We start from the raw sequence: 21574 nt of genomic DNA on the forward strand, positions 1-21574 counted from the left end.
TCTCCAACTGGGTCACCGCACCGGGGCGCTGCAGGTCGCAGGCCACCAGCAGCGGGGTGTGCCCCTGGCCGCGCAGCCACTTGGCCAGCTTGCCCGCCAGGGTGGTCTTACCGGCGCCCTGCAGGCCGGCCAGCATGATGACCGTCGGCGGTGTCTTGGCGTACGCCAGCTGGCGGGTCTCGCCCCCGAGGATGCCGATGAGCTCGTCGTTGACGATCTTGATGACCTGCTGGGCCGGGTTGAGGGCGCCGGAGACCTCCGCGCCGCGGGCGCGTTCCTTGACCCGGCCGATGAACGCGCGCACCACCGGCAGCGAGACGTCGGCCTCCAGAAGCGCCAGCCGGATCTCCCGGGCGGTGGCGTCGATGTCGGCGTCGGTCAGCCGGCCCTTGCCGCGCAATCCGGAGAGCGCACCGGTCAACCGGTCGGAGAGGGATTCAAACACGCCGCCAGCCTACCCAGCGGTGGTCGGCTGCCCGGGCGAACCCGCTCAGCCCGCTTCCGCCGCCGGCTTGGGCGGCGGCGCCGGCAGCGCGGCGAGGAGCTCACGCTCCAGCGCGTCCCGGGCAGCGGCCGAGCCGGGCGCCGAGATGGCGAACACGTCGATCACCGTGGAGCCGAAGGTGGTGATCTTGGCCCAGGCGATGTCGACCCCGGAGCGCTCGAACACCGACGTCAGCACGGCGAGCAGGCCGGCGCGGTCCGCTGCGCGGACCTCCACCAGTTGTCGCCCGGCCGAATCGGGTTCGTGCCACAGCACCCGCGGCGGCGCCGGGGCGGCCGCCGGAACGGCGGTCTTGGGGTGCCCCGCCCGCTCGGTGCCGTGCCGGGCCGCCTCCCGGTCGCGCTTCTGCAGCGCAGCGATGACGTCGGACCCCCCGTCGAGGGCCAGGATGAACTGCTGGCGGAGTAACTCCGCGGCCGGCGGGGAGCCGAAGTGCGGCGACACCACGAAGGTGTTGATCGCCGACCCCCGACCGTCCAGGACCGCGCTGTTCACCGATGCCGAATGCACGCTGAGCGCGTTGAGCGCCAGCACCCCGGCCGCCTTGGACAGCAGGCCGCGCCGGTCCGGGGCGATCATGGTCACCGCATAGGTGTGCGGTGAGACACCGGGTTCGATGCCCACGTGGACCGCCCCGTCGCGGGCCAGTGAAAGTTGTTCGGCCGGAACGGGTTCGGGCTGCGGCTCGGGTTCACCGGCCATCATCGCGCGGCAGCGGAGAACCAGGTCGCCGATAAGGGCGGCCTTCCAGTCCCCCCACACCCCGGGTCCGGTGGCCAGCGAGTCGGCCTCGGCCAGGACCTGCAGAAGTTCCAGCAGCACCGAGTCTCCGTCCACCGCCTCCACGACGGCGGCGACGGTCGCCGGATCCTTCAGATCCCGGCGGGTCGCGACGGTCGGCAGCAGCAGATGGTGGCGCACCAAGGCCGACAGCAGCCGCACGTCGGACGGCCACAGGCCCAACCGCTGACCCACCCGGGTGGCCAGTTCGGCGCCGATGGCGCTGTGGTCACCCCCGCGGCCCTTCCCGATGTCGTGCAGCAGCGCGCCCAGCATCAGCAGGTCCGGCCTTGACACCCGGGTGGTGAAAGCGCTTGCCCGGCTGACGGTTTCGACCAGGTGGCGGTCGACGGTCCAGGTGTGCACCGGGTCCCGCGGCGGGAGGTCGCGAACCGCGCCCCATTCCGGGAAGAGCCTGCCCCACAGCCCGGTGCGGTCCAGAGCCTCTATGGTGCTCACCGTTGTCGGTCCGGCGCTGAGCAGGACCAGCAGGTCCTCCAACGCGTCCCGCGGCCACGGCTGGCGCAACTCGGGCGCACTGTCGGCCAGCCTGCCCAGGGTGGACGCCGCGATCGGGATTCCGGTGGTCGCCGACGCGGCGGCGACCCGCAGGGTCAGTCCCGCATCCCGCTGCGGCCTGGCGTCCCGGGCGAGCACCACCTCGCCGGCGTACTCCACGACGCCTTCGTCCAACGGCCGGCGCAGCGGCCGGCGCAGAACCGAAAGCCCCCGCCGCGGCAGCGCGTTGGCGGCGGTGCGCACGCCGGCGTCGACGTAGTAGCTGACCGTCCGGGCCGCATCCGACAGCGCGCGGGCCAGGTCGAACCGGTCCCCGATCCTCAGCGACGCGCCGATCTCGTCGGCGTACTGGGCCAGCAACTGGTCGCGGCCGCGCCCGGACACCCGGTGCATTTCGGTGCGAACGTCGAGCAGAACGAGGTGGGCCGCGCCCAGCGATCCGGCCGGCGAGTCAGGCGACAGGCCGGGATGGACGTCGGTCAACTGAGCCATCGCCAGCGCGTTGAGCAACTGGACGTCACGCAGGCCGCCCATCCCGGACTTCAGGTCCGGTTCGGCCCGGTGGGCGATCTGTCCGCCGCGCTGCCAGCGCGCCCGGGCCTGCTCGACGAGTTCGCCGAAGCGCCCGGCGATTCCGGCGCGCCACTGCCGGCGCGCTCCGGCGATGAGTCGTGCCGACAGATCCTCGTCGCCGGCGATATGTCGGGCCTCGAGCATGGCCAGACCGGCCGAGATCTCGGTGCCGGCGACCTGTAGCGCCTCCGACACCGTCCGGACACTGTGGTCAAGCCGAATGTTGGCGTCCCACAACGGGTACCAGAGCAGATCGGCAACCTGACTGACCGCGTCGGCGGGCATGCCGTCGTGCAGCAGCATGAGATCCAAATCCGAGTACGGAACCATCTCCCGCCGGCCCAGGCCGCCGGTGGCGACGATGGCGAAGCCGCTTCCCGCGACGATGCCCAGTTCGGCCGCCTTGGTGGTCAGCCAGAGTTCGTGCAGATCCAGCAACGCCTCGCGCAGCGCCGGGGCGTCGAGTCGGCGCTGGCCGCCACTGAGCAGTTGCGCACCCGCGGCGGCCAGACTCCTCGCCGGGTGCAGCGACTCGCTCGCCGGCGGCTTCCACCTCCCGGCGGCGCCCGCCGGGAGGTGGGAGTCGGCCGTGCCCGCTGTCGGCTTGATCATGGATCACCCCACGCGCCGCTACAGCGCGTCGGATCCCCGCTCGCCGGTGCGCACCCGGACGATGGTCTCGACCGGACTCACCCACACCTTGCCGTCGCCGATCTTGCCGGTGCGCGCCGCGGCCACGATGACGTCGACCACCTTGTCCACGACGGTGTCGTCGACGACGACCTCGACGCGCACCTTCGGCACGAAGTCGACGACGTACTCGGCGCCGCGATAGATCTCGGTGTGGCCCTTCTGGCGCCCGTACCCCTGAACCTCGCTGACCGTCATGCCCTGGACGCCGAGCTCCTCCAGGCCGGTCTTGACGTCCTCCAGTGTGAACGGCTTGACGATCGCAGTGATCAGCTTCATATTCCCTATACCTCCGCGCTTTGACGTGAGAAGACCGAGCCGCCGCTGCCGGCGACGGCGAAGTCGTACGCGGTCTCCGCGTGTTCCGACTCGTCGATACCGGATGCCTCGGCCTCCCGGTCCAGCCGCAGTCCGATGGTGTACTTCACGAGCAAGGCCAAGATAGCCGTGACGACCGCCGAATAGCCCAGCACGGCGAGAGCTCCGACTGCCTGCCGCCACATCTGATCCAAACCGCCGCCGTAGAACAGTCCGTCGACGGCGGCCGGGGCCTCCGCGGTCGCGACCAGTCCGACCATCAGTGTGCCCACCAGGCCGCCGACAAGGTGCACGCCAACCACGTCCAGAGAGTCGTCGTAGCCGAATCGGTATTTCAACCCGACCGCCAACGCGCACAGGATCCCGGCGATCGCGCCGATCGCCAGCGCCCCCAGCACATTGACCGCCGAGCAGGCCGGGGTGATGGCCACCAGGCCGGCCACGATGCCCGAGGCGGCGCCCAGCGAGGTGCCCCGACCGTCGCGGATCCGCTCGGTGAGCAGCCAGCCCAGCATCGCGGCGGCGGTGGCCACCGTCGTGGTGACGAAGGTCGACCCGGCGATACCGCCGGCGCCGATGGCCGAACCGGCGTTGAAGCCGTACCAGCCGAACCACAGCAGACCGGCACCGAGCATCACGAACGGCAGGTTGTGCGGCCGCATCGGGGTGCCCGGCCAGCCGAGCCGCTTGCCCAGGATGAGCGAGAGCACCAGCGCGGCGATACCCGCATTGATGTGCACCGCCGTTCCGCCGGCGAAGTCGATCGCCCCGAGTTTGTTGGCTATCCAGCCGCCGGTCTCGGCGGTGAACTCGTCGAACGAGAACACCCAGTGCGCGACCGGGAAGTACACGAACGTCGCCCACAGTCCGGCGAACAGCAGCCAACCGCCGAACTTGAGCCGGTCGGCGACCGCGCCCGAGATCAGCGCGACGGTGATGATGGCGAACATCAACTGGAACGCCACGAACACCGTCATCGGGATTGTTCCCGCCAGCGGAATATTGACCGCTTCGACCGCCTCGACACCCGCCGCGGGGTCAGCGATGACCTCGGTGACGGCGTTACCTCCGATCAGACCCTTGAGTCCGAAATACTCGGTCGGGTCGCCGATCAAGCCGCCCTTGTCGTTGCCGAAGGCCATCGAGTAGCCGTACAGCACCCACAGCACCGTCACCACGCCCATGGCGCTGATGCTCATCATGATCATGTTCAGCACGCCTCGGGCGCGCACCATGCCGCCGTAGAAGAATGCCAGCCCTGGTGTCATCAGCAGCACGAGCGCGGCGCTGGCGAGCATCCACGCGGTGTCACCAGTGTCCGGCACTCCCATCACCGGGAATTTATCCACTCGCAGTTCCTCCTCCGTAGCGCCGTCCCCTGACGCCGTGAGATGAACCTTGCGCAGCAAGTGTTTCGGGAGCAGCCCCGCGGTGTTTCGCTCAGGTGAACGAAACCTCTGCGCGGGTTTCGCCGTTGTTAACCCAGCAGGGCGTCGACGAAGGCCTCCGGTTCGAAGGGCGCCAGATCGTCGGGACCCTCGCCGAGGCCCACCAGTTTGACCGGCACGCCGAGTTCCTGCTGGACGCGGAAGACGATGCCGCCCTTGGCCGTTCCGTCCAGCTTGGTCAGCACCACGCCGGTGATGTCGACCACATCGGCGAACACCCGGGCCTGGGTCAGCCCGTTCTGACCGATGGTGGCGTCGAGGACCAGCAGCACCTCGTCGACGAGGGCGGCCCGCTTCTCCATCACCCGCTTGATCTTGCCGAGTTCGTCCATCAGGCCGGTCTTGGTGTGCAGCCGGCCGGCGGTGTCGATGACCACCACGTCGGCGCCGGACTCGATGCCCCTGTCCACCGCGTCGAAGGCCACCGAGGCCGGGTCGGCACCCTCGGGGCCCCGCACCACTTCGGCGCCCACCCGCGCGGCCCAGGCCTGCAACTGGTCTGCGGCGGCGGCCCGGAAGGTGTCGGCGGCGCCCAGCACGACGCGCCGGCCGTCGGCCACCAGGACGCGGGCCAGCTTTCCGACCGTGGTGGTCTTGCCGGTTCCGTTGACACCGACGACCAGCAGCACCGAGGGCTTGTCCTCGTGCGGCAGCGCCCGGATGGAACGGTCGAAGCCCGGGTTGAGTTCGGCGACCAGGACCCGCCGGAGCACGCCGCGGGCCTGCGCCTCGGTCCGCACGCTGCCGGCGGCCATCCCGGCGCGCAGGTGTCCGATCACCGAGGTGGTGGTCGTCGGCCCGAGGTCGGCGATCAGCAGGGTGTCCTCGACCTCCTCCCAGGAGTCCTCGTCGAGGTCCCCGCCCCCGAGCAGACCGAGCATGCTGCGGCCGAAGGCGTTCTGGGATTTCGCGAGCCGGCCGCGCAGCCGGTCCAGTCGGCCGGCCGTCGGCGCGATGGAATCCAGGTCCGGTGCCGAGGGCGCCGTAGCCGGGACCGGGGCGACGGTCGTCTCGGTGACGACGTCCGGCTCGGTCGTCTCGGTGACGACGTCCAACTCGGTCGTCGGGGCGGGCCACCGGACGTCGGCCTCGATCTCGGCCCCGATCTCGTCCAGCGTCTCCTCGACCACCGGCGGTTCGGGCAGCTGAACCTGGGAGATCGGCCTCTTCAGGGAGTCCCGGGGAATCGCGGCGTCGTCCCCGACGCCGGGCAGGCCCAGGCCGAATCCCTGGTCGATCAGGTCCTGCCCGCCGGCGGTGTCCGGGCGCGGCGGCCTGGGCCGTTCCACCGTCGCGGGTGCCGCTGACGACTGTGTGAACGAGATGCCCGATTTGGCGGTGTAGCCGCCCGATCGGTCTACCGGTGTGGGAGCCTCGATCTCAGCCGTTTCGGGCGTGGCGTGCAGACTGACCTGGCGGCGCCGATAGAGCACCGAGCCGGTGACCAGTGCGATGATGACGAGGATGGCGATGACCGCGATGGCGATCCAGAATCCCTGTGACACCGGGCCATTGTTCCAGGGTTTCCCATCGCGCCGCCGCCGGGCCGCAAAACCCGTCCCCGGCCGGCGCCGATGAGCGACGCGCTGGCCGCCCGCAAGCTGCGGCACATCGACGCCTGCCTGACCGGGCCGGTGGAATTCGTCGGGGTCACGACCGGCTTCGAGCGCTTCGAACTGCCCTACGACGCGCTCACCCAGACCAGTCTGGGCGCGGTGGACCTGGGCACCGAATTCCTCGGCGTGCCACTGAAGGCGCCGGTTCTGATCGGTGCGATGACCGGCGGGGCGGAACTGGCCCGCACCATCAACCGAAATCTGGCCGGCGCGGCGCAGAAACTGGGCGTCGGCATGATGCTGGGCTCACAGCGCATCATGCTCGACGACTCGCCCGTCGCGGCCAGTTTCCAAGTGCGTGATGTGGCGCCCGACGTGCTGCTGATCGGCAATATCGGGCTGGCTCAGGTGACCGACGGCATCACCGCGCGACTGAGCGCCGCCCTGGAGCGGGTCGGAGCCGATGCCGTTGCGGTGCATCTCAATCCGCTGCAGGAGGCGATTCAGGAGAACGGCGACACCGACTTCACCGGGTCCCGGCAGCGACTGGCCCGGCTGGCGGCCGAACTGGACTACCCGGTCCTGGTCAAGGAGGTCGGCCACGGGATCGGCGCCGCCGCGGCGCGCAGACTGAGCGGCCTGCCCATCGCCGCGGTCGACGTCGCGGGTGCCGGCGGCACCTCCTGGGCACGGGTCGAGCAACTGGTCCGCTACGGCGAGGTGCGCTACCCCGCGATCGCGGACTGGGGGATCCCCACCGCCCGGGCGCTGGTGGAGGTGCGCCGGGAACTGCCCGGCATGCCGCTGGTGGCCTCCGGCGGGGTCCGCACCGGCATGGACGCGGCCAAGGCGCTGGCACTGGGAGCCGGCGTGGTGGCGATGGCCCGCCCCCTGCTGGCTCCGGCGATCGAGTCCTCCGAGGCGGTGGTCGACGTCCTCGGCGGCCTCATCGAGGAACTGCGGGTCTGCCTGCACGGCGCCGGTGCCGCCGACCTGGACGAACTACGCCGGATCGGGGTCAACGGGCTGACCTGACATCTCGCCATCATGATGCGCTGACGGATACGACGACTTGCCACCTTCGATCACGGGCCGGCTGAACTGCACCGCGACGTCACAGACCTGGTGCCGACGTAAAGCCGTCAGCCGCCCTGCCCGCTGACGACCAGGTCCACTCCGCGCATCCGCTGGGAGATCACCGTGGTGATGCCGTCACCCTGCATGCTCACCCCGTAGAGCGCGTCGGCGATCTCCATCGTCGGCTTCTGGTGGGTGATGACGATGAGCTGCGACTGCGACCGCAACTGCTCGAACAGCCCGATCAGCCGGCGCAGGTTGACGTCGTCGAGGGCGGCCTCGACCTCGTCCATGACGTAGAACGGCGAGGGCCGGGCGCGGAAGATGGCCACCAGCATGGCCACCGCCGTCAGCGACTTCTCCCCGCCGGAGAGCAGCGAGAGCCGCTTGACCTTCTTCCCGGGCGGGCGGGCCTCCACCTCCACCCCGGTGGTCAGCATGTCTCCGGGGTCGGTGAGCAGCAGCCGGCCCTCACCACCCGGGAACAGGGCGGCGAACACCTGGGAGAACTCCCGTTCGACGTCGGCGAAGGCCTCGGTGAACACCTGCAGTATCCGGTTGTCGACATCGGAGATGACGTCGAGCAGGTCCTTGCGGGCCGCCTTGACGTCCTCGAGTTGGGTGGACAGGAAGTTGTAGCGCTCCTCCAGCGCCGCGAACTCCTCCAGCGCCAGCGGGTTGACCCGTCCGAGTTCGTTCAGGTCGCGTTCGGCGCGTTTGGCGCGACGCTCCTGGGTGGCCCGGTCGAACGGCATCGGCGCCGGTGCGGTCACCTGCTCGCCGCGCTCGCGGGCCTGCTCGTACTCGGCCGTCTCCAGTTCCGAGGGCGGCAACTCCACCTGCGGACCGTATTCGGCGATCAGGTCGTCGCCGGCCATCCCGAACTGCTCCAGGACGGTCTGCTCCAACTGCTCGATCCGCATCGCCGCCTGCGCCTTGGCCACCTCGTCGCGGTGCAGCGCATCGGTCAACTCGCCGATCCGGGCGTTCAGCGCGGTCACCTCCTCGCGGACGGCGACCAGCGCGGTCGCCCGCTGCCCGCGTTCGGCGGCCAGCCGGTCCCGCGATCGGGAGGCCGCCACCACCACACCGCTGAGGTGGGCCGCGACCCGGCGGCCGCTGTCGGCGACGGCGCCGGCCACCTCCGCCGCGTGCTGACGCGCGGCACGGGCCTGCTGGGCGCGCAACCGGGCCTCACGTTCGGCGGCCGCCGCGCGGCGAAGCGAATCCGCCCGTCCCCGAACGGCATTCGCCCGCTCCTCGGCGGTACGCACGTTCAGCCTGGCCTCCACCTCGGTGGCCCGGGCCGCTTCGGCGGCGGCCTGGATCTCCTGGCGCCGGCCCGGTGAGTTCTCCACCACGGTCTGGGTCTGCTGGGCGGCCCGCAGCCGGGCCTCGAGCCCCCCGAGTTCCTCGACCGTCTGGGCCCGGCCGGCCTCGAGTTCGTCGCGCTGGGCCTGCAGTCGCTGCCACTCCTCCTCGGCGACCCGAACCTCCTGACCGAGCCGGCCGAGTTGCTCGTAGATCGCCGACATCGCGGCGTCGGACTCGTTGAGGGCGGCCAGCGCCTGTTCGGCGGCGTCCTGCCGGTCGGCCTGCTCGGTGAGCGCCCCGGCCAGGGCGGCGGCGAGTTCGCCGACCCGCGTCTCGGCCGCGGCCAGTTCGGTGCGGGCCGCCTCGATGGCCCCGGCGATCTCCAGCGTGCTCGGTTTGCGGTCCGAGCCGCCGTCGACCCAGCCCGCGCCGACCAGATCACCGTCGCGGGTGACCGCCCGCAGCGCGGGCCGGGCCGCCACCAGGTCCAATGCTGCGGCGAGGTCGTCGACCACCGCGACGCCGTAGAGCATCGCGGTCAGCGCGCCCCGCAGCCGGGCCGGGGCCTCCACCAGGTCGATCGCCCAGGGGGCGCCGCCGGGAAGCGGACCGGGGTCCGGGCGGGAATCCGCCGGCCAGTCGGCCAGCAGGATGGCCGCCCGGCCGCCGTCGGCGTCCTTGAGTGCCTGCACCGCCGAACGCGCCGAACCGAGGCCGTCGGCGGCTACCGCGTCGGCGACCGCGCCGAGCACCACCGCCAGCGGCTTCTCGTAGCCGTGACGAACCCGCACCAGCTTCGGCACGGCGCCGAGAAGTCCTGCATCGCTTCGGTTTTCGACCAGCCACGCGGCGCCGTCTTTGCGCTCCAGGCCAACCGCCAGGGCGTCGATACGGGCCTGCAGTGACGCCACCTCCCGTTCGGCGGCGCGTTCGGCGGTCTGAAGTTCGGCGACCCGCTCGTCGGCCAGGCGAAGGGCGGCGACGGTCCGGTCGTGATGTTCGTCGAGTCCGACCTCGCCCTGGTCCAGTTCGCCGACCCGGCTCTGGATCGTCTCGAATTCGGCCTTGGCCGCCTCGGTTCGGGCGGCGGACTCCTCGATGGCGGCCGAGAGCCGGGCCACCCCGTCGTCGATGGACTCCACCCGGGCACGGCCGGTCTCCACCTGGCCGGCCAACCGGGCCAGGCCTTCCCGGCGGTCGGCTTCGGCCTGCACGGCGGCCAGGTGGGCGCGTTCGGCTTCGGTTGCGGCCCTTTCCTTTTCGGCGAGCTCGCCGCGCGCCGACGCCAGCCTTCCGCGTGCGGCTTCGAGCTCGGCGAGCAGCGCGCGTTCGCGCTCGGCGATCTCCTCGGCCTCGGCGTCGAGTTCGTCGGGGTCGGGCCCGGTGCCGAGATCCTGGCGGTTGTCGAGGTACTGGGCGCGCTCACTGGCGATGCGCACCGTCGCGCTGACCCGCTCGGACAACGCGGAGAGCCGGAACCAGGTCTGCTGGGCGGCGTCGGAGCGCTCGGACAGCGATGCCACGGCCGCCTCGTGCGCCGCCAGTTGCTCGGCAGCCTGGGCCAGCCGGGCCGCCGCCTCGTCGTGCTCCCGGCGCAGGACCGTCTCGATGTCGTCGGCGCCGGCGAACTCCGCGCGCCGGGCGACCAGGTCGTCGGCGGCCAGCCTCAGCCGGGCGTCGCGCAGGTCGGCCTGGATGGTCTGGGCGCGGCGGGCGACCTCGGCCTGCCGGCCCAGGGGCTTGAGCTGGCGGCGCAGTTCGGTGGTGAGGTCGGTCAGCCGGGCCAGGTTGGCGGAGGTGGCGTCGAGCTTGCGCAACGCCTTCTCCTTGCGCTTGCGGTGCTTGAGCACCCCGGCGGCTTCCTCGATGAAGGCGCGCCGGTCCTCCGGGCGGGACTCGAGGATCTGGGACAGCCGGCCCTGACCGACGATGACGTGCATCTCCCGGCCGATACCGGAGTCCGACAAAAGCTCCTGGATGTCGAGCAGCCGGCAGCTGTTGCCGTTGATCTCGTACTCCCCGGCGCCGTCCCGGAACATCCGGCGGGTGATGGACACCTCGGAGTACTCGATCGGCAGCGCGTTGTCGGAGTTGTCGATGGTCAAGGTGACCTCGGCCCGGCCCAGCGGCGCGCGCGAGGACGTGCCGGCGAAGATGACGTCCTCCATCTTCCCGCCGCGCAGGGTCTTGGCTCCCTGCTCGCCCATCACCCAGCTCAGGGCGTCGACGACGTTGGATTTGCCGGAGCCGTTGGGCCCGACCACGCAGGTGATGCCGGGCTCGAAGCGCAGAGTCGTCGCCGAGGCGAAGGATTTGAAGCCCTTCAGCGTCAGACTCTTGAGGTACACGACGAGCGAGCCTACCGGCGCGGGGGTCAGCGCTCGCGGAAGCCCGACATCGGCTCCCCCGGGTGGCTGTACTCAGCGACCACGGTGTCCACCGATCCGGGGGTGGTCCCGCCGCGCAGCAGGCCCAGGAGCTGCTCACAGGCCTGCCTGGGCCCCTGCGCGACCACCAGCACGCGGCCGTCCGGCTGGTTGCCGGCGTAGCCGGTCAGCCCCAACTCCAGCGCCCGCGATCGGGTCCACCAGCGGAAACCCACCCCCTGGACGCGGCCGTGCACCCAGGCGGTCAACCGCGCCCGGTCCGCGGAGTTACTCACGGGAGGTCGCGACGACGTCGAAGGTGATCGCGGTCCCCGATTTCAGCGTCCTGCCGACGGTGCAGACCTGGTCGATGGCGCGACCGACCACCAGCAGCAGCCGGTCGCGCTCCTCGGCCGTCAGCGACGACAGGTCGATCTCGAGCTTTTCGGCCAGCAGCGGGTAGCGCTCGTCGTCGCGGTCGGCGTCACCGGACACCCGGATGACGGCCCGGTAGTCGTCGCCGAGCCGGCGTCTCAGCGGCTGGTCGCTGGACAGGCCGCTGCAGCCGGCCAGCGCGATCTTGAGGAGCTCGCCGGGGGTGAAGACGCCCTCGTCGGTCTCCGAGCCGATCAGCACCTGCGCCCCGCGGCTGCTGCGGCCGGTGTACCGGCGGACGCCGGTCCGCTCCACCCACAGGTCTGCGGTCATCTGTCTGGTTCCCCTTCCGCCCAAACTCACGTTTCGGCGGGAAAGTGCGAGACAAACCCGCCACAACGTCGATCTCGGCGAGAGACTACCGGCGCGGCCGCGGCTGGCAGACCGGGCAGTAGAACGACGACCGGTTCATGAACTTCTCCCGCCGGATCACCGCACCGCAGCGGCGACAGTGGCGGCCCTCGCGACCGTAGACGGCCAGGGAGCGGTCGAAGTAGCCGGACTGGCCGTTGACGTTGACATAGAGCGAATCGAAGGAGGTGCCTCCCTCCCGCAGCGCCTCGCGCATCACCTCCGCGGCGCAGTCGAGCACCCGTCCCAGCTGCCGGCGGGTCAGTTTCTCGGCGATGCGCGCCCCGTTGACCTCCGCGCGCCACAGGGCCTCGTCGGCGTAGATGTTGCCGATCCCGGACACCACGGTCTGGTCGAGCAGCTGCCGTTTGATCTCGGAATGCTTGCGGCGCAACACATTCACCACCGCGTCGCGATCGAAGCAGGGATCCAACGGGTCGCGGGCGATATGGGCGACCGGCTCGGGCACCCGGCTGCCGTCGACGGTGACGAGGTCGGCCAACTGCCAACCGCCGAAGGTGCGCTGGTCGACGAAGCTCAGCGCGGTGCCGTCGTCGAGCACCGCGGCGATACGCAGGTGTTCGGTCCTGGCGATCGGCCCGAGCAGCATCTGGCCGCTCATGCCGAGGTGGACCACGAGGGCGGCCTGCCCGTCTTCGACGGTGAGCCACAGATATTTGCCGCGCCGGTCGGTGCCGCTGATGCGGGCCCCCAGCAGCCTGGCGGCCAGGTCGGCCGCCCCGGCCTCGTGCCGGCGCACCGCGCGTGGATGGTGGACCCGCACCGCGGCGACGGACTTTCCCGCGACGTGCGCCTGCAGGCCGCGGCGCACCACCTCGACCTCGGGAAGTTCAGGCATCCAGCCCGGAATCGGGAGCAGGTTCGGCATCCAGCGCCGTCCAGGCCTGGGCGGCGGCCTCGGTCTCGGCGGCCTTCTTCGACCGGCCCGCCCCGGTCCCGTACGGCTCGGCGTTGATGTAGACGACCGCGGAGAACCGCCGGTCGTGGTCGGGGCCCTCGGCGACGACCTCATAGCGCGGGACGCCCAGTCCGCGGGAGGACGTGAGCTCCTGCAGGCTGGATTTCCACTCCAGCGCCGCACCCAGGGTCGGGGCGGTGTCGATCAGTTCGTCGAAGAGTCGCAGGACGACCCGGCGCGCGCCGTCCAGCCCGTGCTGCAGATAGACCGCGCCGAGCAGCGACTCCAGCGTGTCGGCCAGGATGCTGGCCTTCTCGTTTCCGCCGGTGTTCGTCTCGCCGCGACCCAGCAGCAGATACTCCCCCAGGCCGTGTTCGGTCAGTTCCCGGGCCACGCCCGCCAGCGCCTGGGTGTTGACGATGCTATTGCGGAGTTTGGCCAGTTCACCCTCGGAATTCTCCGGGTGCCGACGGAACAGCTCCTCGACGACGACCAGACCCAGCACCGCGTCGCCGAGGAGTTCCAGGCGTTCGTTGGTGGGCAGCCCGCCGTGCTCGTAGGCGTAGCTGCGGTGGGTCAGTGCCAGGGTCAGCAGATCCTCGGGCAGCTCGACGCCCAACGCGTCGAGCAGGGCGCGGCGGGTCACGACGGTTCTCCGTCGGGCGGCAGCAGTTCGGCCAGCTTCGCCCAGCGGGGGTCGATCCGTTCGTGACCGTGACCGGGTCCGGCACCGGCCAGGGCCACTCCGCACACCGGACACAGTCCGGGGCAGTCCTGGACGCACAGCGGGGCGAACGGCAGCGCCAGACCGACGGCATCCACGATCGGCTGCTCGAGGTCGACCGAGTGGTCCACGACGTGGCCGATCTCGTCCCGCTCGGTGGTGGACTCGGTCAGGCTGTCGGGGTAGGCGAACAACTCCGTGAGCGCGATCGCGAGATGCCCGCTGACCGGTTCCAGACACCGGGAGCACTGCCCGGAGGTGGGGCCGGACACGGTGCCGGACACCAGGACGCCCTCGGAAACCGACTCGAACCTCAAGTCCAGCTGAAGCGGCGACCCGGCTTCCATCGCGATGAGATCCAAGCCGATTCGGGCCGGACTGGGCACCTGCTGGTGCACCTCCTGCAGGGCACCGGGACGGCGGCCGAGGCGCGAGACGTCGAAGACCAGCGGCGAGCGCCGGTCCGCGGCGGCGTTCGGAGGCTTCGCCATACGGCGATCCTACGGTGCCCCCGGGTGCCGGGTTTGACCGCTAGTGCTGTGCGTAGTCGTGGGTTCCGGCCGCCGTGCGCAGTTGGTGCCGGCCGCGGCTGACCGAGCGCAGCGTGCCGTTGAGGTATTCCTCGAACTGGGCCAGCTTGTTGTCGACGTAGATATCGCACTCGCCCCGAAGCCGGTCGGCCTCGGCGTGGGCGGCATCGATGAGCCGGGTGGACTCGCCGTGAGCGGCCTGAACCACCTCGGTCTGAGACACCATCCGCTGCTGCTCCTTGATGCCTTCCTGCACGGCGTTCTCGTAGGAGATGTTGCCGTTCTCCACCAGGCGGTCGGCCTCGGCCTTGGCCCGGCTGGTGGCGGCCTCGTAATCCCGCTTGGCCGCCGCGGACAGCCGCGCCGCCTCCTCGCGGGCGTCGGCGACCATGCCTTCGCTGTGCTGACGGGCTTCGGCGACCATCCGGTCGGCCTGGGACTTGGCTTCGGCGAGCATCCGGTCGGCCTCCGCGCGGGCGTGGCTCACCAGCGAGCCGGCCTCGGCGCCGGCGTTTGCCACCGTCGTCTCGGCGTGCTCCTTGGCCTCCCTCAGCATGGTGTCGCGGCTGTCCAGCACGTCCTGGGCGTCGTCGAGTTCGCCGGGGATCGCGTCCTTGATGTCGTCGATCAACTCGAGCACGTCGCCACGGGGAACCACGCAGCCGGCCGTCATCGGCACACCGCGGGCTTCCTCGACGATCGCGCCCAGTTCGTCCAGTGCTTCAAAAACTCGGTACACGGTGCCACCCTTCAGGCTGTCACATTGATAGTGACCAGTGTGCCTGGTGTTACGCCTGTGACTGCGATAGCGATGCGGTGTGTCGCGATCCGGTGTCGTGTCCCATCGCCCTCAGTGACCGGCGAGCCTGGCCCGCAGCCGCCGGTTCACCGATTCGGGCAGCAACTGCGACACGTCCCCGCCGAAGGTGGCCACCTCCTTGGCCAGCGACGACGACACGAACGAGTACTGCGGGGTGGTGGCCACGAAGAAGGTGTCGACCCCGGCGATGTGCTTGTTCATCTGCGCCATCTGCAACTCGTACTCGAAGTCGGTGCCGGTCCGCAGGCCCTTGACCACCGCCGTGAACCCGCGTGCCTTGACGAAGTCGACCACCAGGCCGACCCCTGCCTCGGCGCGCAGGTTGGGCAGGTGCGCGCAGGCCTCCTCGATCATCGCGATCCGCTCCGCGGCGGAGAACATCCCGGCTTTGTTCGGATTGGTCAGCACGGCGACGATCACCTCGTCGAATTGCGCGGCCGCCCGCTCGAAGACGTCGATGTGTCCCAGCGTCACCGGGTCGAAGGATCCGGGGCAGACCGCGCCACTCATGGACGCTGACGCTAGCAGTCGGCCGGAGCGCTCAAGGCCCGACGTCGGCGCCCTCCAGGCGGGTGTCGCCGTAGCGGCGCACCGGCCACCCGGCCCATCCCGCCGGCCAGGTCAATTCCGGCGCGGACGCCGGCCGCTCGAACACGACCACGCTCCCCGGGCCGACCCACCCGTGATCGGCCAATGCGGCCAGCGCCGCCCGGACCTGCGCGGCGGGCAGGTCGTAGGGCGGATCGGCGAGCACCAGGTCCATCGGCCGGGCCGGGCCGGCGGACAGCACCGCGGCCACCTGACCCCGGCGCACGGACGCGCCGGGCAGTCCCACGGTCGCGATGTTGCGGGCGATGACCTCGGCCGCGCGGCGATCGCTCTCGACGAACAGCACCGAGGCCGCCCCCCGGGACAGCGCCTCCAGGCCCAGCGCACCCGAGCCCGCGTAGAGGTCCAGCACGCGCAGGCCGTCGAACTCCCGCCGGGCGGCCAGCACGTTGAACAAGGCCTCGCGCACCCGGTCGGTGGTCGGTCTGGCGGCCGGCGGCACGGCCAGGCGCCGCCCACCCGCGGCGCCCGCGACGATCCGGGTCACAACCGATCAGATCAGCGTGGACCAGTAGTCCCAGAAACGGACCAGGATGAGCAGCAGGATCCCGGTGAACCACAGCGCCACCAACGGCCAGCGCCATTGAAACAGGCCGTGCGCCAACGGATTCGACTCCAGCGGACTCAGCGCGATCGAGGCGACCACCACCAGGAGCGGGACCGTCACCGACCACACCACCATGCAGTACGGGCAGAGTGCGCCGATCCGGAACAGACTCTCGAAGGCCAGCCAGTGCACGAAGACGACGCCCAGTCCGGTGCCGATCATCAGACCCACCCAGTACCAACGGGGCAGGGCGACCCGGCCGAGAGCCAGCACACCGGTGACGATCACCACCGCGAAAGCGACGATTCCGAACAGCGGATTGGGCGGGCCGAAGACCGATGCCTGCGGGGTGTTGATCACCGAGCCGCAGGCCAGCACCGGGTTGATGCTGCAACTGGGGACGAATTTCGGGTCCTTGAGCATCTCGATCTTCTCGACCAGCAGCGTGGCGGAGGCGGCGAGTCCGATGACACCCGCGATCAGCACCCACCAGGCGCTCGCCCGGCCGACCCGCACGCCGGTATGCGCCGGCGCCGTCCGCACGGCGTCCGCCGGGGCCGGCGCGGTCACGCTCATCCCGCCGGAGCCGGGGCCGGGGCCGACGGCGCGGGCGACGGGGCCGGCGCCAGCGCGGGCAGCGGCCCGACGATCGAGCGGACCTTGGCCAGCAACTCATCCGGGTTCGCGGGGTTTATGTCCTGGCCGTTGAGCCGGATCGTCGGGGTGGCGGTGACCTTCGACGCGGCGGCCAGACCCTTGACCATCCTGTCGTACTTGCCCTTGTTGATGCAGTCCGGAACGCCACCGGTGACTCCGGCCTGGCGGGCGGTCTCGACCAGCGCCGCGTTGTCGGGTCCGGAACCGGAGCCCTCCTGGGGCTGCTTGGCGAACAACGCGGCGTGGAACCGTTTGAAGGCGTCCATGTTCTCGTCCGCGACACAGTAGGCCGCGTTGGCGGCGCGCGAGGAGTAGCCGCCGTTCACCCGGTTGAGGATGGCCAGCATGTTGTAGTCGACGGCCGCGGCGCCGCTGTCGATCAGCTTGGCGATCGTCGGTCCGAAGCTCTTCTCGAAGTCACGGCAGTGCGGGCACTGGAAGTCTTCGTAGATCGACAGCACCGCCTTGGGTTCGCCGGTGCCGTCCTTCTTGATGACGGACTGCGAAGCGACCCGCACCGCGCGCGGATCGGAGCCCTTCTTGTCGCTGCCCGTCACGATCCAGAGCACCAACCCGACGGCGAAGGCCACCACCAGGGCGGTCAGCCCCACCTTGACGAGCATGTCGCGCTTGCGGTCCTGGGCATTCAGGTCGTAGCGGGGCGGACTTTTCTTGTTGGCCACGGTCGGCTTATCCTCGCTGTCGGTCGTTTCGGGCGCCCCCAGAATACCGGCGAGTGCCCCGGGTTCTCAGTCGCGGGCCAGGTGAGCCCGCAGAGCGGAGATCATCTCCGCGTTGGCCCGGGCCACACCGCCGCCGAGGGCGTTGAGGTTGAGGAAGGCGTGGATCATCGACGACATCAGTCGGTGGTCGACGGGAACGCCGGCCTCCCGCAGTCGGGCCGCGTACTGCTCACCCTCGTCGCGGAGCAGGTCGAAACCGGCGGTGACCACCAGTGCCGGCGACAGCCCGGCCAGGTCCTCGGCCACCAGAGGCGATACCAGGGGGTGGGAGAAGTCCAGTTCGGAGCCCTCGACGTAGCAGTTCTGGAACCATTCCATGTCGTTCCGGGTCAGCAGGAACCCCTCGGCCAGCAGCGAACGGGATCGGGTCTGGCCCCGGCAGTCGGTGACCGGGTAGATCAGCCACTGCAGCGCCGGCAGTGGGTCGCCGGCGTCACGGGCCAGTCGGGTGACCACCGCGGCCAGGTTGCCCCCGGCGCTGTCACCGGCGACCGCGACCCGCCGCGGGTCGGCGCCCAGCTCGACCGCATGCTCCCGCGCCCACCGGTAGGCGGCGTAGGCGTCGTCCGCGGCGGCCGGGGCCGGGTGCTCGGGGGCCAGTCGGTAGTCGACGGCCAGCACGTGCACCCCGGCGTCCCGGCTGATCAGCCGGCACACCGAGTCATGGGTGTCGAGGTCCCCGAAGACCCAACCGCCGCCGTGGAAGAAGACGACCAGCGGCGCCGGGCCACCTCCGGCCTGGGGCCGGTAATGCCGGGCGGGGATGGTGCCGGCCGGTCCCGGAATCGACACCGGTTTGATGTCGGCGACACGAACATCCCGCTCGTCGAGCGCCGCGGTCAGCTCGCGGTTGACCGCCCGGGTGGCGAGGTGATCGTCCGCGACCGCCAGGCCGCCGATGCCCACCGCCTTCTGCGCGGCCAGCAGCATCTGAATGGACGGGTCCAGGGTGTTGCCGTCGATGGTCACCGCCCGGCCGCCGGAGAGCAGACGTTTGGCCGGTTCCGGAAGCCGCGGAATCAGCTTCACGCCCAACTTGTTTCCGACGACCAGTGCCCGTTTCCCGACGGTTGCCATGAGCGGCAGCCTACGCCCGGCCGGGCCCGACGCCGGTGCGCCTCGGATCCGCCGTCGCCTCGGTACTATCCTCACGATCCACGGACGAATCGAATGCACAGGCAGGTGACATGACACCGGCGGCCGCTGTTCCCACCGTCACGCTCAACGACGACCACACCATCCCGGTCCTCGGACTGGGCGTCTCCGATCTGGCGCCCGCCGCGGCCGAGGCGGCCGTCGCCGCGGGACTCGCGGCGGGTTACCGGCTGATCGACACCGTCCACGGCGACAACGAGGTGGCGGTCGGGCGTGCCATCGCCGCCTCGGGTATCGCCCGTGAGGACCTCTACGTCACCGCCAAGCTGGCGATGGCGGATCAGGGCTTCCAGTCCTCCCAGGACGCCTGCAAGGCCAGCCTGGCCCGCCTCGGCTTGGAATACGTCGACCTGTACCTCATCCACTGGCCGGCCGAGCAGAACGGTAAGTACATCGACGCCTGGGGCGGGATCATGAAGTCCAAGGAGGTCGGTGACACCCGTTCGATCGGAGTCAGCAACTTCAGCCCCGAGCACCTGTCGAACATCATCGACCTGTCGTATTTCGTCCCCGCGGTCAACCAGATCGAATTGCACCCGCTGCTCAACCAGGCGGAGTTACGGGCCGTACATGCCGAGCATTCGATCGTCACCGAGGCCTCCGGCCCGCTCGGGTCCGGAAAACTGCTGGCGAATCCCGCCGTCACGGCGGTCGCCGCCGAGCACGGCAAGTCTCCGGCGCAGGTCCTCCTGCGGTGGAGCCTCCAACTCGGCAATGTCGTCCTGCCGCGCACCTCATCGCCCGACCGGCTGGCTGAGAACCTCGACGTCTTCGGCTTCGAACTCGACGAAGCCCAGATGGGCGTCCTCAGCGGCCTCGACGACGGAACCCGGTTCCGGCCCGGCCCGGAGACCCCCGCCGCCGACTGAGCGGGATTGCCGGGACAAAAGTTTGCCCATACGGGTGACATTCAGGCAATTTCAAGTTAACTTACCTTTTACTCAGGTAGCTCACAGGAAAGGTCACCGTCATGCACGTCACCTATCGCTCATATCTCACCTCGGGTGTCGCCGCCCTTGGCGTCGGTGCGATCGCGCTCGCGCCGATCCAGCCGGTGCCAGGCCACGTCGCCCTCGCTCCGGACAAGGCCGTCAGCACCCTGGCGGTGGAACTGGCGGCTTCGATCGACCCGATCACCCCCTGGGTCGACACCATCAAGACCTCCCTGGCCAACGTCCAGCAACTGCTGGACTTCTACCTGGAGAAGCCCTTCCCGCTGATCCAGACCATCGCCGCCAATCAGGTCACCTACTTCCAGGAGCTGCCGGACGTCGGCCTGGTCGCCGAGCAGGTGTGGGGCAACGTCCAGACCTTCTTCCAGGCGCCGTGGTCGCCGGGAGATCCTGCCGGCGAATACATTTCGCCCGTTCCGGTCGCCTCCGTCCTGAGCATCCCGATCAGCCAGCAATTCGTCTTCGGGCTGCTGCCGACGATCCTCGGTGACCAGACCTACACCCAGTACGAGCCGATCCTGAACTTCCTCGCCACCCCCTACAGCGGCCAGGTCGTCGGCCTGCTCGGCCCGCTGTTCGCGCCGCTGGTCGAGTTGACCCGCAGCTTCACCGCGATCGGCCAGTTCTTCCAGGACGGCGACGTCATCGGCGCCATCAACGAGCTGATCAACATCCCGGCCCGCGTGACCAACGGCGTGCTCAACGGCGCCGGTTATCTGGACCTCACCGGGGTCGTCAACGCGATCGCCCCGCTGCCGCCGGAGATCAAGAACGTGGGGCTCAACCTCGGCGGTCTGATCAGTCCCCCGGTCCCGATCGCTGGAACCCTCGACGCGCCGACGGCGTGGAACGGCGGGGTGGCCTTCGATTCGCTGGCCGCCGGAATCGACTACAAGGTCTCCGAGTTCCCGCGGCCCAACGGCACCTCGGTCGTCGTCAACGACCCGGGCATCCCGGTCAGCTGGATCGGCTCGGCGATCGGTCTGGGCCAGTTGCTCTCCGAAAAGATGGTGGTGACGCCGCCGATGACCGCAGCCGCCGCCGAGACGGCCACTGCGGACACGTCGGCGGCGCCGGCACCGGCTGCAGTGGCCGAGGCGGCCCCCGCCGAGTTCGCCGCTCCGGAGGTCGCCGCTCCGGAGGTCGCCGCTCCGGCCGTCGCCGAGGAGACCGCCCCGGCCGCGCCGGTGGCCGCGAAGGTCGCCGACGTCGCCGCCGAGGTGAAGGTGCCCAAGGCGGCGGCAGCAGCCGCCGCAGTGGAAGCCGCGGTCGAGGCTCCGGCACAGGCTGGCGGCAAGGCCGCCGCCGGCAGCGCGAACTCCGGAAACGAGAAGGCCGCCAAGGCCTCCGCACGCGGAATGGGCAAGTCCGGCGCCGCTCGCGGCGCCCGCTGACGACGAACGCGGCGGTCAGCTGCTCGGGCAGCCGGCCGCCGCGTTCTGCAGTCGCCGGGCCGAGGCCGCATCGACCGGGAGCCGGTAGCCGCGCAGCACCGCGATGAACTGCACCGCGTACTGGCACCAGAAGTCCGTGTTGGGCGGCATCCACTCCCCCGGCGGCAGATCGCCCTTGTCCTGGTTGGCTTTTCCCGCCACCGCCAGCAGGTTGGCCGGGTCGTTGGCGAAGCGCTTGCGCATCGCACCGGTCCAATCCCGGGCCCCCATGTCCCAGGCGAAGGCCAGTGGGACGATGTGGTCGATCTGCACCGACGCGCCGACCCGATCACCGCGGACGAATCCGACGGTGGCGTTGGTGTAGGGATCACGCAGGGTGCCCGTGGCGACCGCCTGCGGGCAACGCCCGGTGGCCACGTAGGTCTTGTCCAGCAGGTCGCGGTCGAGGATGTCATTGCGGGTGTCGCACCGGTTGCCGCCGCCCGGGGCGCCGTTGTCGTCGTCCCAGGCCGCCCCGAACGCCGTCCGGCGGTAGTCGTCGCCGCGGACGCGGGCCGGCACGACGGTGAGACCGGCCAGCACGTCGGCGCC

The 21574-nt window shown here is 70.6% G+C and carries 21 protein-coding genes; 3 read left to right on the forward strand and 18 right to left on the reverse strand.

Annotated elements, in window-relative coordinates; genetic code table 11:
- The 5 genes from ADBZ5U_RS05445 to ftsY all read right to left on the reverse strand — a co-directional run.
- Positions 1-445, reverse strand: a 445-nt coding sequence (locus tag ADBZ5U_RS05445; RefSeq protein WP_526263170.1) for a signal recognition particle receptor subunit alpha, incomplete at its 3' end; no start/stop codon positions are given.
- Positions 446-490: 45 nt separating this feature from the next.
- Positions 491-2989 carry a [protein-PII] uridylyltransferase gene (locus ADBZ5U_RS05450; protein WP_526263172.1) on the reverse strand — a complete coding sequence of 833 codons (2499 nt, stop codon included), beginning with the start codon at positions 2987-2989 and terminating at the stop codon, positions 491-493.
- Between the two features lie 18 nt (positions 2990-3007).
- On the reverse strand, positions 3008-3346 hold the full coding sequence (locus ADBZ5U_RS05455; protein WP_526263174.1) for a P-II family nitrogen regulator: 339 nt from the start codon (positions 3344-3346) through the stop codon (positions 3008-3010).
- Between the two features lie 5 nt (positions 3347-3351).
- Positions 3352-4734 carry an ammonium transporter gene (locus ADBZ5U_RS05460; RefSeq protein ID WP_526263176.1) on the reverse strand — a complete coding sequence of 461 codons (1383 nt, stop codon included), beginning with the start codon at positions 4732-4734 and terminating at the stop codon, positions 3352-3354.
- Between the two features lie 128 nt (positions 4735-4862).
- Positions 4863-6338: a signal recognition particle-docking protein FtsY gene (gene ftsY / locus ADBZ5U_RS05465; protein WP_526263178.1), complete on the reverse strand. Its 1476-nt coding sequence runs from the start codon at positions 6336-6338 to the stop codon at positions 4863-4865.
- Positions 6339-6407: 69 nt separating this feature from the next.
- On the opposite strand from ftsY, the gene fni reads away from it, so the two are divergent.
- Positions 6408-7424 (forward strand): type 2 isopentenyl-diphosphate Delta-isomerase, encoded by a 1017-nt coding sequence (gene fni, locus ADBZ5U_RS05470; RefSeq protein ID WP_526263180.1) that lies wholly within the window; start codon positions 6408-6410, stop codon positions 7422-7424.
- Positions 7425-7531: 107 nt separating this feature from the next.
- Here fni and smc read toward each other — a convergent pair whose 3' ends face one another.
- The 12 genes from smc to ADBZ5U_RS05530 form a co-directional block, all read right to left on the reverse strand.
- Complete coding sequence (gene smc / locus ADBZ5U_RS05475; RefSeq protein ID WP_526263183.1) at positions 7532-11128, reverse strand: chromosome segregation protein SMC; 3597 nt, start codon at positions 11126-11128, stop codon at positions 7532-7534.
- A 26-nt stretch (positions 11129-11154) separates the two neighbouring features.
- On the reverse strand, positions 11155-11442 hold the full coding sequence (locus ADBZ5U_RS05480) for an acylphosphatase (protein ID WP_526263185.1): 288 nt from the start codon (positions 11440-11442) through the stop codon (positions 11155-11157).
- Positions 11435-11854 (reverse strand): OsmC family protein, encoded by a 420-nt coding sequence (locus ADBZ5U_RS05485; protein WP_526263187.1) that lies wholly within the window; start codon positions 11852-11854, stop codon positions 11435-11437. The genes ADBZ5U_RS05480 and ADBZ5U_RS05485 overlap by 8 nt, the downstream gene beginning before the upstream one ends.
- Positions 11855-11939: 85 nt before the next feature.
- Positions 11940-12791: a DNA-formamidopyrimidine glycosylase gene (gene mutM / locus ADBZ5U_RS05490; protein WP_526263190.1), complete on the reverse strand. Its 852-nt coding sequence runs from the start codon at positions 12789-12791 to the stop codon at positions 11940-11942.
- Positions 12784-13497 (reverse strand): ribonuclease III, encoded by a 714-nt coding sequence (rnc, locus tag ADBZ5U_RS05495; protein WP_526263192.1) that lies wholly within the window; start codon positions 13495-13497, stop codon positions 12784-12786. Before rnc ends, mutM begins: the two co-directional genes overlap by 8 nt.
- Positions 13494-14066 carry a YceD family protein gene (locus tag ADBZ5U_RS05500; protein WP_526263194.1) on the reverse strand — a complete coding sequence of 191 codons (573 nt, stop codon included), beginning with the start codon at positions 14064-14066 and terminating at the stop codon, positions 13494-13496. Before ADBZ5U_RS05500 ends, rnc begins: the two co-directional genes overlap by 4 nt.
- Before the next feature lie 40 nt (positions 14067-14106).
- Positions 14107-14844: a cell division protein SepIVA gene (gene sepIVA, locus ADBZ5U_RS05505; protein WP_526263196.1), complete on the reverse strand. Its 738-nt coding sequence runs from the start codon at positions 14842-14844 to the stop codon at positions 14107-14109.
- A 111-nt stretch (positions 14845-14955) separates the two neighbouring features.
- Positions 14956-15435 (reverse strand): pantetheine-phosphate adenylyltransferase, encoded by a 480-nt coding sequence (gene coaD, locus ADBZ5U_RS05510; protein WP_526263198.1) that lies wholly within the window; start codon positions 15433-15435, stop codon positions 14956-14958.
- Positions 15436-15466: 31 nt separating this feature from the next.
- Positions 15467-16021 (reverse strand): 16S rRNA (guanine(966)-N(2))-methyltransferase RsmD, encoded by a 555-nt coding sequence (gene rsmD / locus ADBZ5U_RS05515; RefSeq protein WP_526263200.1) that lies wholly within the window; start codon positions 16019-16021, stop codon positions 15467-15469.
- Between the two features lie 6 nt (positions 16022-16027).
- A complete protein-coding gene (locus ADBZ5U_RS05520) occupies positions 16028-16657 on the reverse strand; it encodes a vitamin K epoxide reductase family protein (protein ID WP_526263202.1) in 630 nt (209 codons plus the stop codon).
- A complete protein-coding gene (locus ADBZ5U_RS05525) occupies positions 16654-17421 on the reverse strand; it encodes a DsbA family protein (RefSeq protein ID WP_526263204.1) in 768 nt (255 codons plus the stop codon). Before ADBZ5U_RS05525 ends, ADBZ5U_RS05520 begins: the two co-directional genes overlap by 4 nt.
- Before the next feature lie 66 nt (positions 17422-17487).
- Entirely contained in the window at positions 17488-18558 is a 1071-nt protein-coding gene (locus ADBZ5U_RS05530) for an alpha/beta hydrolase (RefSeq protein ID WP_526263206.1), read from the reverse strand.
- 110 nt (positions 18559-18668) lie between these two features.
- Here ADBZ5U_RS05530 and ADBZ5U_RS05535 point away from each other — a divergent pair, with 110 nt between their 5' ends.
- Entirely contained in the window at positions 18669-19505 is an 837-nt protein-coding gene (locus ADBZ5U_RS05535) for an aldo/keto reductase (protein WP_526263208.1), read from the forward strand.
- 101 nt (positions 19506-19606) lie between these two features.
- Positions 19607-20983 (forward strand): outer membrane porin GjpA, encoded by a 1377-nt coding sequence (gene gjpA / locus ADBZ5U_RS05540; RefSeq protein ID WP_526263210.1) that lies wholly within the window; start codon positions 19607-19609, stop codon positions 20981-20983.
- Positions 20984-20998: 15 nt separating this feature from the next.
- Here the strand turns inward: gjpA and ADBZ5U_RS05545 are convergent.
- The coding region (locus tag ADBZ5U_RS05545; RefSeq protein ID WP_526263212.1) for a GmrSD restriction endonuclease domain-containing protein at positions 20999-21574 on the reverse strand (576 nt) is incomplete at its 5' end.

It is taken from the genome of Mycobacterium sp. (genome assembly GCF_040398885.1).
Classification (GTDB): Bacteria; Actinomycetota; Actinomycetes; order Mycobacteriales; family Mycobacteriaceae; genus Mycobacterium.

Excerpts from the sequence above, each read along its gene's own strand:
- ADBZ5U_RS05450 (WP_526263172.1), bottom strand. The coding sequence starts at position 2,989 with ATGATCAAGCCGACAGCGGGCACGGCCGACTCCCACCTCCCGGCGGGC.
- ADBZ5U_RS05455 (WP_526263174.1), bottom strand. The coding sequence starts at position 3,346 with ATGAAGCTGATCACTGCGATCGTCAAGCCGTTCACACTGGAGGACGTC.
- fni (WP_526263180.1), top strand. The coding sequence starts at position 6,408 with ATGAGCGACGCGCTGGCCGCCCGCAAGCTGCGGCACATCGACGCCTGC.
- ADBZ5U_RS05485 (WP_526263187.1), bottom strand. The coding sequence starts at position 11,854 with ATGACCGCAGACCTGTGGGTGGAGCGGACCGGCGTCCGCCGGTACACC.
- mutM (WP_526263190.1), bottom strand. The coding sequence starts at position 12,791 with ATGCCTGAACTTCCCGAGGTCGAGGTGGTGCGCCGCGGCCTGCAGGCG.
- ADBZ5U_RS05500 (WP_526263194.1), bottom strand. The coding sequence starts at position 14,066 with ATGGCGAAGCCTCCGAACGCCGCCGCGGACCGGCGCTCGCCGCTGGTC.
- coaD (WP_526263198.1), bottom strand. The coding sequence starts at position 15,435 with ATGAGTGGCGCGGTCTGCCCCGGATCCTTCGACCCGGTGACGCTGGGA.
- ADBZ5U_RS05520 (WP_526263202.1), bottom strand. The coding sequence starts at position 16,657 with ATGAGCGTGACCGCGCCGGCCCCGGCGGACGCCGTGCGGACGGCGCCG.
- ADBZ5U_RS05530 (WP_526263206.1), bottom strand. The coding sequence starts at position 18,558 with ATGGCAACCGTCGGGAAACGGGCACTGGTCGTCGGAAACAAGTTGGGC.
- ADBZ5U_RS05535 (WP_526263208.1), top strand. The coding sequence starts at position 18,669 with ATGACACCGGCGGCCGCTGTTCCCACCGTCACGCTCAACGACGACCAC.
- gjpA (WP_526263210.1), top strand. The coding sequence starts at position 19,607 with ATGCACGTCACCTATCGCTCATATCTCACCTCGGGTGTCGCCGCCCTT.